At 56.7% G+C, this 14,137-nt stretch carries 14 protein-coding genes; 3 read left to right on the top strand and 11 right to left on the bottom strand.

Annotated elements, in window-relative coordinates; genetic code table 11:
- Positions 1-3 precede the first annotated feature (3 nt).
- Positions 4-1,449 (top strand): nodulation protein NodH, encoded by a 1,446-nt coding sequence (locus AC2FGC_RS10160; protein WP_496726257.1) that lies wholly within the window; start codon positions 4-6, stop codon positions 1,447-1,449.
- Here AC2FGC_RS10160 and AC2FGC_RS10155 read toward each other — a convergent pair.
- From AC2FGC_RS10155 to hslO, 8 genes are all read right to left on the bottom strand, one after another.
- Positions 1,433-1,951 (bottom strand): L,D-transpeptidase family protein, encoded by a 519-nt coding sequence (locus tag AC2FGC_RS10155; RefSeq protein ID WP_282153618.1) that lies wholly within the window; start codon positions 1,949-1,951, stop codon positions 1,433-1,435. The two genes, AC2FGC_RS10160 and AC2FGC_RS10155, sit on opposite strands and share 17 nt — an antisense overlap.
- 56 nt (positions 1,952-2,007) lie before the next feature.
- Positions 2,008-2,793 (bottom strand): ion transporter, encoded by a 786-nt coding sequence (locus AC2FGC_RS10150; RefSeq protein WP_496782246.1) that lies wholly within the window; start codon positions 2,791-2,793, stop codon positions 2,008-2,010.
- Between the two features lie 21 nt (positions 2,794-2,814).
- On the bottom strand, positions 2,815-4,038 hold the full coding sequence (locus AC2FGC_RS10145; protein ID WP_496782244.1) for a class I SAM-dependent RNA methyltransferase: 1,224 nt from the start codon (positions 4,036-4,038) through the stop codon (positions 2,815-2,817).
- A gap of 38 nt (positions 4,039-4,076) precedes the next feature.
- Positions 4,077-5,909: an ABC transporter ATP-binding protein gene (locus AC2FGC_RS10140; RefSeq protein WP_496726260.1), complete on the bottom strand. Its 1,833-nt coding sequence runs from the start codon at positions 5,907-5,909 to the stop codon at positions 4,077-4,079.
- Positions 5,906-7,744, bottom strand: a complete 1,839-nt coding sequence (locus tag AC2FGC_RS10135) for an ABC transporter ATP-binding protein (protein ID WP_496726261.1) — start codon at positions 7,742-7,744, stop codon at positions 5,906-5,908. Before AC2FGC_RS10135 ends, AC2FGC_RS10140 begins: the two co-directional genes overlap by 4 nt.
- Positions 7,745-7,934: 190 nt before the next feature.
- The gene (locus AC2FGC_RS10130) at positions 7,935-9,089 is read right to left on the bottom strand and encodes a CCA tRNA nucleotidyltransferase (RefSeq protein ID WP_496726262.1); all 1,155 of its coding nucleotides are present in this window, start codon (positions 9,087-9,089) and stop codon (positions 7,935-7,937) included.
- Entirely contained in the window at positions 9,086-9,691 is a 606-nt protein-coding gene (locus AC2FGC_RS10125) for a CoA pyrophosphatase (protein ID WP_496782242.1), read from the bottom strand. Before AC2FGC_RS10125 ends, AC2FGC_RS10130 begins: the two co-directional genes overlap by 4 nt.
- Positions 9,675-10,652 (bottom strand): Hsp33 family molecular chaperone HslO, encoded by a 978-nt coding sequence (gene hslO, locus AC2FGC_RS10120; RefSeq protein ID WP_496726264.1) that lies wholly within the window; start codon positions 10,650-10,652, stop codon positions 9,675-9,677. Before hslO ends, AC2FGC_RS10125 begins: the two co-directional genes overlap by 17 nt.
- Positions 10,653-10,728: 76 nt before the next feature.
- Between hslO and AC2FGC_RS10115 the strand changes: the two genes are divergently transcribed.
- Entirely contained in the window at positions 10,729-11,172 is a 444-nt protein-coding gene (locus AC2FGC_RS10115; protein ID WP_496726265.1) for an NUDIX hydrolase, read from the top strand.
- Here the strand turns inward: AC2FGC_RS10115 and AC2FGC_RS10110 are convergent.
- Entirely contained in the window at positions 11,169-12,440 is a 1,272-nt protein-coding gene (locus tag AC2FGC_RS10110) for a PP2C family protein-serine/threonine phosphatase (RefSeq protein ID WP_496726266.1), read from the bottom strand. The two genes, AC2FGC_RS10115 and AC2FGC_RS10110, sit on opposite strands and share 4 nt — an antisense overlap.
- 151 nt (positions 12,441-12,591) lie before the next feature.
- Here AC2FGC_RS10110 and AC2FGC_RS10105 point away from each other — a divergent pair, with 151 nt between their 5' ends.
- The gene (locus AC2FGC_RS10105) at positions 12,592-12,915 is read left to right on the top strand and encodes an Hpt domain-containing protein (RefSeq protein WP_496726267.1); all 324 of its coding nucleotides are present in this window, start codon (positions 12,592-12,594) and stop codon (positions 12,913-12,915) included.
- A gap of 22 nt (positions 12,916-12,937) precedes the next feature.
- Here AC2FGC_RS10105 and AC2FGC_RS10100 read toward each other — a convergent pair whose 3' ends face one another.
- Together AC2FGC_RS10100 and AC2FGC_RS10095 are read right to left on the bottom strand one after the other, a co-directional pair.
- Entirely contained in the window at positions 12,938-13,090 is a 153-nt protein-coding gene (locus AC2FGC_RS10100; RefSeq protein ID WP_496782240.1) for a hypothetical protein, read from the bottom strand.
- Positions 13,091-13,248: 158 nt separating this feature from the next.
- On the bottom strand, positions 13,249-14,133 hold the full coding sequence (locus AC2FGC_RS10095; protein WP_496782237.1) for a glycosyltransferase family protein: 885 nt from the start codon (positions 14,131-14,133) through the stop codon (positions 13,249-13,251).
- Positions 14,134-14,137: the final 4 nt, after the last annotated feature.

Raw genomic sequence — 14,137 nt, 5'->3', positions numbered from 1 at the left:
TAAATGACGCCCCAATTTGACTATTTCATCATTCTTGCAGCCATGCGGACCGGGTCCAACCTGCTTGAGGCAAACCTGAACGCCATCGAAGGGGTCACCAGCTATGGCGAGGCGTTCAATCCCCATTTCATCGGGCGCCTGAAATCCGACACTCTGCTGGGCATCTCGGTGGAAGAGCGGGATCGTGACCCTTCCGCATTGCTTGAGGCGATCCGGCGGGCACCAGGGGAACTGAACGGGTTTCGCCTTTTTCAGGGACATGATTCTCGTGTGTTAGAGCCTGCTTTGGGCGATCCACGTTGCGCCAAGATCATTCTGACCCGAAACCCTCTGGACAGTTTCATCTCGTTGAAAATAGCGCGCGAAACCAAGCAGTGGCAGCTGAAAAACATCAAGCGTCGTCGCGAAGCACAGGTTGAGTTCGATGCCGAAGCGTTCATGAAATACCTGAACCGGCAGCATGAATACCACCTGATGCTGGCGCAGCGTTTGCAGCAAAGCGGCCAGACCCCATTTTACATTGCCTATGAAGACCTGAACCAAGTGCACCTGTTGAATGGTCTTGCCGCCTGGCTGGGTGTGTCCGGCAGGCTGTCGGCGATCGACGAAACACTCAAACCGCAAAACCCCGAGCCTGCGCTGGCAAAGGTGACGAACCCCGACGAAATGGAGCAGGCGTTGTCACAGATCGACAGCTTCAACCTGCACAGCACTCCGAATTTCGAACCACGCCGACGCCCCTTGGTGGCGAACTACGTTGCCGCACCAAAGACGCCACTGATGTACATGCCCATCCGCGGGGGAATGGAAAGCCCGGTAACAAGGTGGATGGCCGCACTGGACCAAGTTGATGTCGAACAATTGCTCACCAACCAGAACAGAAAACGGACGCGTCAGTGGTTTTTATCCAATCCCGGGCATCGAAAGTTCGCCGTGCTACAACACCCAATGGCCCGCGCGCATCGCGCTTTTTGCAGACATATCCTCAACACAGGTTCCGATGCGTATCCGAAAATCCGACACGTCCTGCGCAACCGGCTAAAGATTCCGATCCCCGGACAATTGCGCGATGGCAATTACCCAGTTGAGCAGCATTACGAGGCGTTTTCAGCGTTCCTGACATTCCTGCGTCAAAACCTTGCCCAACAGACCGCCATACGCGTGGATGCGGCATGGTGCAGTCAGTCGCAGGCCATTGAGGGGATGGCGTCCTTCGCATTGCCCGACCTGATCCTGAGGGAGGATGAGGTCACAACCGCCCTGCCCGATCTGGCGCGCCGGATGGGGCACAGCACACCGCCCCTACCCGAACTCAGCGAACCGGATACACCGTTTACCTTGGCCGAGATTTATGACGACAAACTGGAAACGCTGGCCGCCCAGGCGTACCAGCGTGACTATATGCAGTTCGGATTTGGGCCCTGGAAACCGATTAGGGACGCAGAGTAATCAGCGTGCCCCGGTTTACCATCGAATAGATCTCTTCGATCTCGTCATTCTTGACGGCGATGCAACCTGCGGTCCAATCCGACGTCTTTTTAGCGCGCTTACGCTCTTTGCGACGGTTCGGTTGTCCGTGGATAAAGATATCGCCGCCGGGATCAACACCCATGGCCTTCGCCTTCGCGACATCCTCAGAATTCGGGTACGAGATCCCCAGCGACAAATGATAGCGGCTATTTGGATTGTGCCGATCAATCAGATAGCTGCCTTCCGGCGTACGCCCATCACCGCGCTTGGCTTTGGTGCCGTTGGGCGCAAATCCAAGATCAACCTTGTATTCTTTCAGGATCTTATCATTGTGCAGAAGATATAGTTTCCGTGAGCCCTTGTTGATGACCAGAGAGGTCACTTCGGGTCCGTTGTAAGTTAGAATTCTGGGGTTGGCCGAGGCACAAGCTGAGAGGCTCAGCGTTGCCATTGCACCCAATCCAAATGCTCGACGATCCATGTTCACTGCCTGCTGCTTTTTTTTCTGTATTATGCCAGAAAATGTGAAAACTGAAATCACTTTTTGATGTTTTGCTGCTCTGTCAGGCGACGCTCGATGCTTTCAAGCCGCTCCAGCACTTCGTCACGATAGGCATCGGTTTTGACTTCGTCCTCGGCATGGTGCGCATCCTGCATCGAATTCACGATCAGACCGACCAGCAGGTTTACCACCGCAAAAGTGGTCACCATGATGAACGGCACAAAGAACAGCCAAGCGTAAGGATATATCTCCATCACCGGGCGCACGATCCCCATGGACCAGCTTTCCAGCGTCATGATCTGGAACAGCGTATAGGCCGAAAGACCCAGATCACCGAACCAGTCCGGGAAGGTCTGCGAGAACAGCTTGGTCGAAATCACCGCGCCGATGTAAAACAGGATCGCCATAAGAAGGAATACGCTGGCCATGCCCGGCAAGGCCGAAATGAACCCTTCGACCACGCGGCGCAGGCGCGGCGCCACCGAGATGACACGCAGAACCCGCAAAATCCGCAATGCACGTAGCACCGACAGACCGGACCCACCTGGCACAAGAGCAATGCCGACAATCACGAAATCAAAGGCGTTCCAGCCGTTGGTGAAAAACCTGCGCCCGGTTGCCAGTAGCTTTATCGCAATTTCAACAACGAAAATGGTCAGGCAAAGGCTGTCCAGAGTCACGATCAACGGACCTGCAGTTTCCATCAGGGTGGGTGATGTCTCCATCCCCAGCAGCACCGCATTGAAGATGATGACACCGGTAATGAACTTCCCGAAAGCTGGTGCTTCGATAAGGGTCAGCAGGCGTTGGGTGATCCCCATTCGGGTGGTCTCCTGTAAATCTTAAGGGTTCAGGGTGAACCGTGCGGCAAGTTCGGTGTGTGACGACCATCGAAATTGGTCAACAACCTGTACCCATTCAAGGGTGTAGCCCGCATAAACAAGAATTTTCGCATCGCGGGCGAAGGTCACCGGGTTGCAGGACACATAAGCAATCACTGGGCGCAGGGCCCGCGCCAGTTCGGTCACTTGCGCCTCGGCTCCGGCGCGTGGCGGGTCGATCACCGCTGCATCGAAAGACTTTAGTTCATCCGGCATAAGCGGCCGCCGGAACAGGTCCCGTGCCTCGGTCGTGATCCGTTTGAGGCCCTGCGCCCTGCGCCACCCCTGATCCAGCGCTTGCGTCATCGCTGCTTCGCCCTCGACGGCGTGAACCTCGGCCCCCTCTGCCAGGGGCAAAGAGAATGTGCCGCTGCCAGCGAACAGATCCACAATGCGCTTGGATGCACCCACAGCTTCGGAAACGGCCTTTAATAGAGCCTGCTCTCCGTCTTTTGTCGCTTGTAGAAACGCGCCAGGCGGCGGAACAACATCTGCCTGACCAAAACGCTGGACGGGTGGCTGGCGCATGGCGATCACTTCACCGTCCCAGCTAAGCCGGGCAAGACCGTGTTTCTCGGTCGCTTGTGCCAAAGATAGCTCAAGCGGGCCGTCCAGCGGTTTGCCGCCTTTGACCGCCACATCAAGCCCGGATTCGGACAAGGTTAGCGTCACCGCCAACACGCCTTTACGGCTACCACCCAGAATCGCCAATGCTTCGGCAACCGGAATGGCCGCGATCAGGGCAGGGTCGAGCAAATGGCAATCCGGGATCTCGGTGATCGTGTCAGATGCACGGCCATGGAACCCGGCCAGAGTGCCCTTTTTAGTCCGTCGTACCGCGATCGTCGCGCGACGGCGGGACCGTTCTGTTGACGTATGGATCGGGCGCATCGACGCCTCCAACCCCTGCGCGGCCAGCGCGGTACGCACCACTTCGACCTTCCAATCCGCAACGAATCCATCTGCAGCGTGCTGCAACTGGCATCCACCACAGGATTTGTAGTGACGACACGGTGCCTTGACCCGCTGATCCGAGGGTGTCTCGACGCGAATATCTGTCAGAAACTGGCCCATCAGCGTGCCGCTGACGACCTCACCCGGCAAGGTACGCGGAGCGTAAACAGGGCCATCAGCGATGCCGTCGCCCTGATGGCCAAGGCGGGTAATGGTGTAGGTTTGCGTCATGAGGGCCTGATACCGGGGCTTGGCCCGCAACAAAACCCTTATTCCGCTGCCTCGGCCTGAATGAACCCACCGGATTGGCGATGCCAGAACCGGGCATATAGCCCGCCCTGGTCCAACATCGCGTCATGGGTGCCGGTTTCAACGACACGTCCCTGGTCCAGGACAATAATCCGGTCCATCTCGCTGAGCGTGGACAGACGGTGCGCAATAGCCAGAACCGTCTTGCCTTGCATAACCCGATGCAACGCCGTCTGGATCGAGGCCTCAACCTCAGAATCCAGCGCCGAAGTTGCCTCATCCAGCACCAATATAGGCGCATCCTTGAGGATGGCGCGCGCCAGAGCGATCCGCTGACGCTGACCACCGCTAAGCTTCACTCCGCGCTCGCCCAGATGTGCGTCATAGCCGGTGCGACCATGGGCATCCTGAAGGCTAAGGATGAATTCATGCGCTTCGGCCTTTTTGGCCGCCTCGATCATTTCCTCTTCCGAGGCGTCTGGGCGACCGTAAAGAATGTTCTCACGCGCCGACCGGTTGAACATCGCGGTTTCCTGCGTGACCATGCCGATCTGACGGCGCAAGCTATCCTGCGTCACTCCGGAAATATCCTGACCATCAATCAGGATCGCGCCCTTTTCACCGTCGTAAAGACGCAACAGCAACGAAACCAAGGTTGATTTCCCCGCCCCCGAAGCGCCGACTATGCCCAGTTTCTCGCCGGGGTGCACGGTCATGTTCAGGCCTGATACACCACCAACATCCCGACCGTAGGCAAAGCTGACATGGTCAAAGGTGATCTGGCCTTCGGGCACGGACAACTCCGCCGCGCCCGTTTGATCCTCAACCCGTTCACGCTTGGCCAGCGTATTCATGCCGTTCTCGATCTCGCCAACATTGGCGTAAAGACCCATGAGGGTGAAACTTACCCAGCCTGTCATTTGGGCAATTCGGATGGAAATGGCACCTGCGGCCACAATGTCACCGGCTGTCGCAGACCCCGCTTGCCACAGCCACAGCGTTGCACCTATCAGCAAAACCGGCAGAACCCCGGCCAACAGCATCAAGATAAAGCGGAAACTGGCCGACAGGCTTCCGAACGCCAACATCTTTTCTCGCAGATCAACCATGGAATTCCGCGCGGCCTGATCTTCGAAGTCAGAGTGGGCAAACAGTTTAACGGTTTTGATATTGGTGATCGTGTCGACGACTTGCCCGGACACCATCGCGCGAGCGCCTGCCCGCGCCGCTGAGCGTTTACGGATGCGCGGCAGATACCAACGGACAAGCAGGAAATACACAACCAGCCAAGCCGCAAATGGCAGCATAACCAGCGGATGAATAGACCCTAACAAAAGCAATGAGCCCGCCAGCGAGGCCAAGGCAAACACGATCGCACTGATCGTCTCGGACACGACCGACGCCATCGCGTTGGATGTTTGCATCTGCTTTTGCGCGATCCGCCCGGCAAAATCGTCGTCGAAATATGTGACCGACTGACCCAGCGTCCACCGGTTCAGCTTGGCCAGAACCAACGGCGTGATGTTGGGCATGACGATATAGTTGTTGGTCAACGACGAAAGCCCGAACAGGGCTGGCCGCAGCAGCATGAAAAATGCAACGACCCCAAGGATCATCCAGACGTTACTGGCGGTCAAAAAGTTCTCAGGCCCGCTTGTGGTTGCTGCGTCAATGACCAGACCCAGCATCCACGCCGTGCCCGCCTCCATCGCACCCGCGGTGGCCGAGAAAAACGCCGCGACGAATATCATTGGCCATGCACCCGACAGGCACCAGCGAATGAACGCCCCCAGCGTTTGCGGCGGGGGCGTTTCGATGTTCTTGAACGGGTTTATGAGGTCGGCAATCCTCATTCAGCGGCCTCCGGGTTCAGGAAGCCCCCAGATTGCCGTGCCCAGAACTTGGCGTAAAGCCCACCTTGCGCCAGCAGTTCTGAATGCCCGCCCTGTTCAACGATCCGACCACCATCCATGACCAGAATACGGTCCATCTGCGCGATGGTGCTCAGCCGGTGGGCAATGGCGATCACGGTTTTTCCTTGCATCATACCGTAGAGAGTTTCCTGAATTGATGCTTCGACCTCGGAATCTAGAGCGGATGTCGCCTCGTCCAACAGCAAAATTGGTGCGTCCTTCAGGATCACCCGCGCCAGCGTCACGCGCTGCCGCTGACCACCGGACAGCTTCACACCCCGCTCGCCCACATGCGCATCATACCCCGTGCGCCCTTCTGGGTCTTGCAAATCAAGGATGAACTCATGCGCCTCAGCCTGTTTGGCGGCGGCGATCATCTGTTCTTCGGTGGCATCGGGGCGACCATAGAGGATGTTGTCACGCACCGACCGATGCAACAGGGCGCTGTCCTGCTGAACCATACCGATATGGCTGCGCAAACTGTCCTGCGTGACCCTGGAAATGTCCTGATCGTCAATCAGGATCGCACCTTGCTCAACGTCGTAAAACCGCAAAAGCAGCTTAACTAGGGTCGATTTTCCCGCACCGGACCGCCCGATTAGACCGATCTTTTCGCCAGGATTGAGGGTCAGATTGATGTGATCCAGCCCGCCGGTCTTGCGACCGTAATGGTGCGACAGATCGCGAATTTCGATCTGGCCCTTGTTCAGCTGCAAGGACTTAGCGTCCGGCATATCCAGCAGGTCAACGGGCTGGGCAATTGTTTGCATGCCCTCTGCCACGACACCAAGCTGGCGGAAGAAGCTGGTCAACGCCCACATGATCCATCCAGTCATCGCGTTCAGTCGCAGGGTCAAGGCAGTCGCCGCCGCAACGACACCCACAGATGCGCTCCCTTGCATCCAAAGGGAAATGGCCCAACCAACCACGCCGACGATCAGCAAACCGTTCAGAGCGACCAGTACCGCATCCATTATGGTGAAAATCCGCATTTCGACCTGAAAGGTACGACGCGTTTCTTCAATGGCTTCGCGGGCATAGTCCAACTCTTGTTCGTTATGGGCGAACATCTTGACCGAATGGATGTTGGTATAGCTGTCCACCACCCGACCCGTCACAGCCGAGCGCGCATCGGACGCAGCCTGCGAAGCCGGACCGACCCTTTTCACCGTCCAGCGCACCAGAATGGCGTAAAGCGCAAACCAGATCAGCAGCGGCAACAGCAACCGTGGATCCGCCGCCATCAACAGGATCGCCGCGCCAATCAGATAGGCGATCGAAAATGAGATGGCGTCAAACACCTGAAACACGGCCTCGCCTGCGGCAGGTGGCGTCTGCATGATCCGATTGGCAATGCGTCCGGCAAAGTCATTTTCGAACCACCCCACCGATTGTCGCAGAACATGTTTGTGGGCACGCCAGCGGATCAGGGTGCCAAAGTTCGGCAGGATCGTGTTGTTTAACAACAGCACATCCACGACATGCAGCATCGGGCGCAGCAGCAGCACAAACGCCGCCACCAAGATAAATTCGGTGCCGTGGTTCTGCCAGACCTCGGCCGGAGGGCCCGACAGCAGGTCAACCACTCGGCCCATGTAGTAAATCAGGCCAACTTCAACCGCCGCAACAACGACGGAAATCAAACCAGCCCAGAAGAACACCCGCATGAACGGTTGCGAGTAGTCCAGCATGAACGGCCACAACCGCGTCGGCGGTGTGTCGGTTTCCTTATAGGCAACAAAAGGGTCAACGAGGTTTTCGAAATAGCGAAACATGGAGAGTGCTCCGATTGAGCAGAAAATTAGTCATGCGAAGAAAGATGGCGTCAGAACACCACCCTTACGGGTCAAAGTGTTCCAGCCTTAGCTGTCCCAGATCCCGTAATACATTCGCATCCCTCCATTCATGTGACAGGGGCAAGTAACCATAAACTTATTTGCTTGTCATCCCCTTTTGAGACTTCCTTTATTCGCCCAGCAGGTCTTCGCGGCCCAGCATGAAACCCGACGCAATCCACTGCGCCTCAAGCTCAGCCAGTTTCTTGCCCAGCGCGGGGCCGGTGAATTCAGGGATCAGATCTGTTGCCTTGATCGGAAAGATCGCAGCAGCACCTGCGTGAAGATCGCGTTTGATAGTGTCTGACCAGGGCTGCTCCAGAAAGGCACAGCGCAAAAGCGATTCATGCAGCCCGTCTGTTTCGCCGTACCGAAACCCCAATTCGGCAAAGCTGGCCGGGCTGGATGCTTCATCGCGCATTCGGGTCAGGCGCTGCAATTGTGCGCGACTCAGACGCAGCGATTTCGCGACCTCAGGTGGCGCAATGGCCGCCAGCCGCCGCACCGGTTCCGGATCGGCGCCGGCCTGCTGTTCCAACGCGATCAACGGTGCCAATGCACGATCATCTGCGCCCGGCAATAGCTGCACCATAACTCCGGCGCTGCGCATCGCGGCAACGGAGGGCGCGGGATCAGGTGCCCCCAACAGTTTCAATAGCTCGGCCCCGACGCGTTCGCGGGATAAACCCGCCAGACCGTCCAGGTTGGACGCAATGGCCGCCAGAGCGTCGGGATTAAACCCAGCCTCGGCATCCCCATACCAGGCGTGAAAGCGGAAATAGCGCAACGACCGCAGGTAATCCTCACGAATTCGGTTCGCAGCAGTGCCGATAAACCGGACGCGACGCGCCTGCAGATCAGGCAAGCCATTCAAAGGGTCCAGAACGATACCGTCAGGCCTCGCATAGATCGCATTCATCGTGAAATCGCGACGTGCGGCATCCTCTTCGACTTTGTCCGAAAAGGCGACGACAGCGCGACGGCCATCCGTTTCAACATCACGGCGAAAGGTGGTGATCTCATGCGGGATACCCTGACTAACCACGGTGATTGTGCCGTGATCAATCCCGGTGGGAATGGCCTTAAGCCCTGCTTTCTGCGCCAGCTCGACCACTTTTTCAGGCCGCGCGTCGGTGGCGATGTCGATATCCGATACCGGAGATCCCAATAGCGCGTTGCGCACGCATCCGCCGACAAACAGAGCCTGGAAACCGGCACCGGTCAGGGCGGAGCAGACCCGTTGCGTTGCAGGTTCGGACACCCAGTCTTCTGTGATGTGAGTCATTCGTTAATCCGTGCTGCCAATCCCCGCAAAATTCGAGCTGTTGCACCCCAGATGTAATAGGGGCCGAAAGGTACCGTGAAATAATACCGCCTTTGTCCGCGCCAGCGACGCGATTCAACGATATAATTCGCAGGGTTGAGCACATGTACAAGCGGAACTGAAAACACCTCGGCCACTTCGCCCGGTTCCGGTACCGGTTGGAAGGGTTCCCGCAGGATCGCCACCACAGGTGTGACCGTGAAGGAGGTCACCGTTTCATGTGTCGGTAAGTGGCCAAGAATTTCCGGCATTTCCTGCGGCAGGCCGATTTCTTCGCGCGCCTCACGCAGTGCGGTGGCGGTTACGTCCGCATCGCCGCTATCCTGCTTGCCGCCTGGAAACGCTATCTGCCCCGGGTGATGCTTGAGCGCCGAGGATCGCTTGGTCAAAATCAAGCGCGGGGCGCCATCTGCGACTGAAATCGGAACCAAAACGCCCGCGGGGCGCAGTTTACGACCCTCAGGCAGGACAAAATCAGGGTTCAGGTCGAAATCGCTTGAACCTTCACCGGGGCGGCACAAGGCCGCCCGCAGCTGATTAGTTGGATCAGGCGTTGTCCGCATCAAAACCAACCGTGGAAGGATCAAGCACGTAATGCGCACCGCAGAACTGGCAATCGGCGGTCACGTCACCCTCGGGCGTGGTCATCTTCTCGATGTCCTTTGCCGAATAAATCGACAGGCTTTGTCGCACACGATTTTCGGAACATGTGCACCCGAATTGCACCGACTGTGCATCGTAGACCCGCGGCTGTTCCTCATGAAACAGACGGATCAACAAATCCGTGGGTGCAATTGACGGGCCGATCAGCTCCAGGTCATCAACCGTGTCCAACAACACGTTGACGCGACCCCAGTTTTCGCCTTCTTCACCATCGACAAGGTCATTTGCAGTCAGGATGTTCCCCTCGCCCTCACCGGAGGCCACAAAGGGCGAGGCTTTGGGCATGTGCTGCAGCATGACCCCACCTGCACGCCAATGTTCGCCAACGCCTGGCTCGATCGATTTGCCAAAGCTCAGCGAAAACCGCGTCGGTAACTGTTCCGACTGGGCGAAATATGCCTCGGCACAGGCGCTAAGCGATCCACCGTCCAGGGGTGTGATGCCTTGATAAGGTTGGGTTCCCTCACCCTGATCAATCATGATGGCAAAATACCCCTCGCCCACCTGATCGAACGGCGCACCATCGGTCAGGCGATCACGGTCAAAGCTGGCATAGGCGCGAATGCGGGCGGGTTCCCCCTCTTGCTGAGGCGCATAATAGTCGGTCGCAATCATGCGCACCGGACCTTTGGACTGAACCTGCAGCGACAGCTTCCAGCGAAGCGCAACAGTCTGGCCGATCAATGCGGTCAGCAGGGCCATCTCGGCCACCAGCGCCTCGACCTTTTCTGGATAGTCATGCTGGCTCAGGATGCCATCAAGCACACCATCCAGACGGGCCACACGGCCGCGGATATCCGATACATCGAGTTGAAAGGGCAGGACGGTATCGTCCCACGCGATTTTTGTTCCAAGAGACATGGGGTTTCCTTACACGCCACAGGTTGGCATACCGCCAGCACATAGGTCGAACTATTCGGGTTTTAAGGGGCCATACATGATCAGACGGTTTGGTGAAACCCCTCAAGCTGGGCGAACATATACACGCCGGGTGGGTGTTTATGCATTGCTGCCCCGAGGTCGAAGCCTTTTGCTGACCTGTCAGACAGAACCCGGGCCTGATCTTCAATTGCCCGGCGGCGGAATTGATCCGGGCGAATCACCCATCACAGCCCTGCACCGAGAAGTGTTCGAAGAAACCGGCTGGTTGATCGCGTCGCCCCGCCGCATCGGCGCTTTTCGTCGGTTCACTTATATGCCCGAATACGATTTGTGGGCCGAAAAGCTGTGCCATATCTATCGCGCGCGTCCCATCCAGCGCATGGGTCCACCGTCTGAGCCGTTCCATGAAGCCTTATGGATGGACACCGCCGATGCGGTCCAATTGCTGGGCAATGACGGAGATCGCCACTTTGCCGCGCTGCATGAAAAGCGGCTTTAGTGACCGTTGTATTCAAAGAAAACAGCCGAAACATCATCATCCATACCCCGGCCAGGTGCCATCGCCTGTGTCAGCCGCCAGAACATATCGTCAAGGAACTCCGTTCCGTTTCGATCGGGCCCGCAATCCAGCGCCATCTGTCGTAAGCCATCCTCGTCCAGCAGGCCACCGTCGGCGAGACTGCATTCTGTGAACCCATCGGAATAAAGCAGTAGCCGGTCGCCGGGTTGCATGTAGAATTCGGTCCGCTGAAAGGTGACGTCCGGCAGCAATCCGATAGGCAACCCGCCCTCGCCCAGAAATTCAGTTCTGCCGTCCTGACACAACAACAGCGGATGAGGGTGCCCGGCCTGCACCATTTTCACATGCCCGTTGCGCAGGTCTACGATGGCATAAACCATCGTGAAATACTCTTCGATTCCTGTATCCGCCATCAGCCGCGAGTTCAGGGTTTCGGCAACCTCTTCCGGCGGCAGCAGAGCATAAAACTTGTCGAAACGCCGCGCCATCGCCACGTTCTGATCAAAGTGGTTGCTGGACAGATAGCCCCCCAAACGCGCGGTCATCATCGCAGATGTGATGCCATGCCCGGACACATCGATACTGTAAAAACCAAGCCTGTTCACACCCGGAGAGAACATCCCCACCAGATCGCCGCCGATATGACCGCAAGGTTTCAGCAACATGCTGACTCGGGACTTACCGAAATCGCGCGTCAGTTCGGGTACCAGCGATTCCTGTATCTTGCGTGCCTGGATGAGGTCCTTGTCGATCGCGTCATGGGCGACGCGCAGCTCCTCAAGCGCGGATTCGATCATCTGGTTTTTTTTAGACAGCTCGCGCTGCATATCCAGAATACGCGCACCGGCTGATATACGCGCCCGCAGTTCATCCGCCTCAAGCGGTTTAATCAGAAAATCATCCGCACCGGCATCCAGACCGCGCGCCACTTCTTGCTTTTCGCTTTTGGAGGTCAGCAGGATGAAATAGCTGTATTGCCTGTTGTCCAAGGCGCGGAACGCCTTGCAGAAATCCAGCCCGCTCATCCCCGGCATCACCCAATCGCTGAGGACAAGATCCGGCGGGTCCGCTGCGCACATTTCAATCGCAACATCGCCGCTATCGGCCTCAAGCACGTCAAAGCCCCATTTTTTGAGCGAGGCGACCAGAATACGGCGCTGCAGGCGGCTGTCATCGACGACAAGCACCTTTTGGATCACACCAAAATCCAGATCTGACCCACTGTCTGCCTGACTGACCCTTGTCACCTTAACCCTCTGCCCAGCGGCGCTTATCAGAATAGGAAGACCCTATCGCGCCGCAGTTTAACAATGGGTGAAAGCCGAAGTTCATTCCGCTTAACCTGCTCTTTACCGGTTCTGCGGTACCAAATCCCCTGGCAGATAAAGCGAGGATGGCATGATCAACTGGTCCAGGGTCCGGCAACTAAGGGACGAGGTTGGCGCCAGCGAATTTGAAGAGGTAGTGAACATCTTTCTTGATGAGGTGAACGAAGCCCTAGCCCGGCTTCGGAACGACACCGCCCGCACAGAGTTTGAACAAAACCTGCATTTCGTAAAAGGCAGCGCACTGAGCCTTGGGTTCGAGGCTTTGGCCAAGCTGTGTCAGGATGGGGAACGACAATCGGCGCAAGGGAACAGCCAGGTGGTCGACTTTGCCAATATCCTCAGTGTATTCGAACGCTCTGCCAGTGAATTCAAGACTGGGCTGGGCGATCTTTAACGGCCAAGGCCATTTTCGGGACCTACAGGCGCAAGATTTTCACGGCAAACCCGTCCAACGAAGGGGATTTCTTGAAGTTGAACTCCAATCCTCGTTCTTGAGTCAAAAACCCAACGCCCATCTTTTTCAGGATTCGCAGCGCGTCCTGTCGGCACAGCTCCACGCCGTCCTTCATACCGCAGTTCTCTGCATGCGTGTCCTAGTTGGCGCGAACCGTGGCGTTCATTCCTGCGCGCGACTGTTCATTTTCTGCCGGGTATTAATACTCTGATCAGTGTCGAACAAAGAAAGAAACCCAGCTGAAGGCTTTCAAACAATGCATGTCAGTTCCAATTAGGCTTTCTGCGACAGCCCTAAACTGGCAGCGATAGTTTTTGCCGCCGCCAGAAAACTGTACTCCTGCACAACGTAGTGCGCGAAGTCTGCACGCTTGCGGCGTTTCGCAGCCGATTCCGTTTTTGCCTGCGTGATTAAGTCCGCCAACGGCAAGCCATCATCAAACATATAAATGAATTCCTCGAACCCATCAGGCAGGCCTTTTATTCTATCTGAAATCAGCGGGACTGCGCAGGCAAGTACATCGAACACCCGGTTGGAAATCAGACCATTCTCACGCATGGGGGGGCGGTGATCGTTCAGAACGACGCCCGCCGATCGGTATAGTTGACCCAACTGGAGGTTCGGAACGCTTGCAGCACGAAGGCGATCCGCGTTTAATTTTCTATCCCACCTGTCACCATAAACGTCGACAGGCAATTCCTCGGCCAATGCTTTTTGAATGACCGGCCGAACTTCCCATCTTCGGTAATTGTTGCCCACAAACAGCGTAGGACCACCATAGTCACGCTCGCCCGGGTAGAAAATGCGATGATCCGTTGCCTGAAAAAGAACGGAATCCTGAGGGCGAGTTTTGATTCCCTCGAAAAAGAGACGCGATGCAAAGAAGTTGGCTGTATGATTGTCGGCCTCTTTTGAGACCTCGCCCCGAATCATCTCGCTGATTAACCAACTGGCAGAGCCCTGTTTTGCTTCATACGGATACTTCAACTTACCGCGAATCAAAACGGCCGCTTCGTCGGCGTCAGATTTTGATGACCACTCGTTGTGGTCATCTACCCGCGCAGGAAGACCAATGTCGGAAAATGCGTCAGCAAGGCTGCGTGCATATATTTTTTCCCCCCAACTGTGCTGCTTGCCTTCTTGATAGGGTGATTTCACAGCA

The organism is Ruegeria sp. CDSC054 (assembly GCF_059610645.1).
The sequence above is the reverse complement of the archived record's forward strand: the minus strand, read 5'-3'. Positions and strand labels throughout refer to the sequence as shown.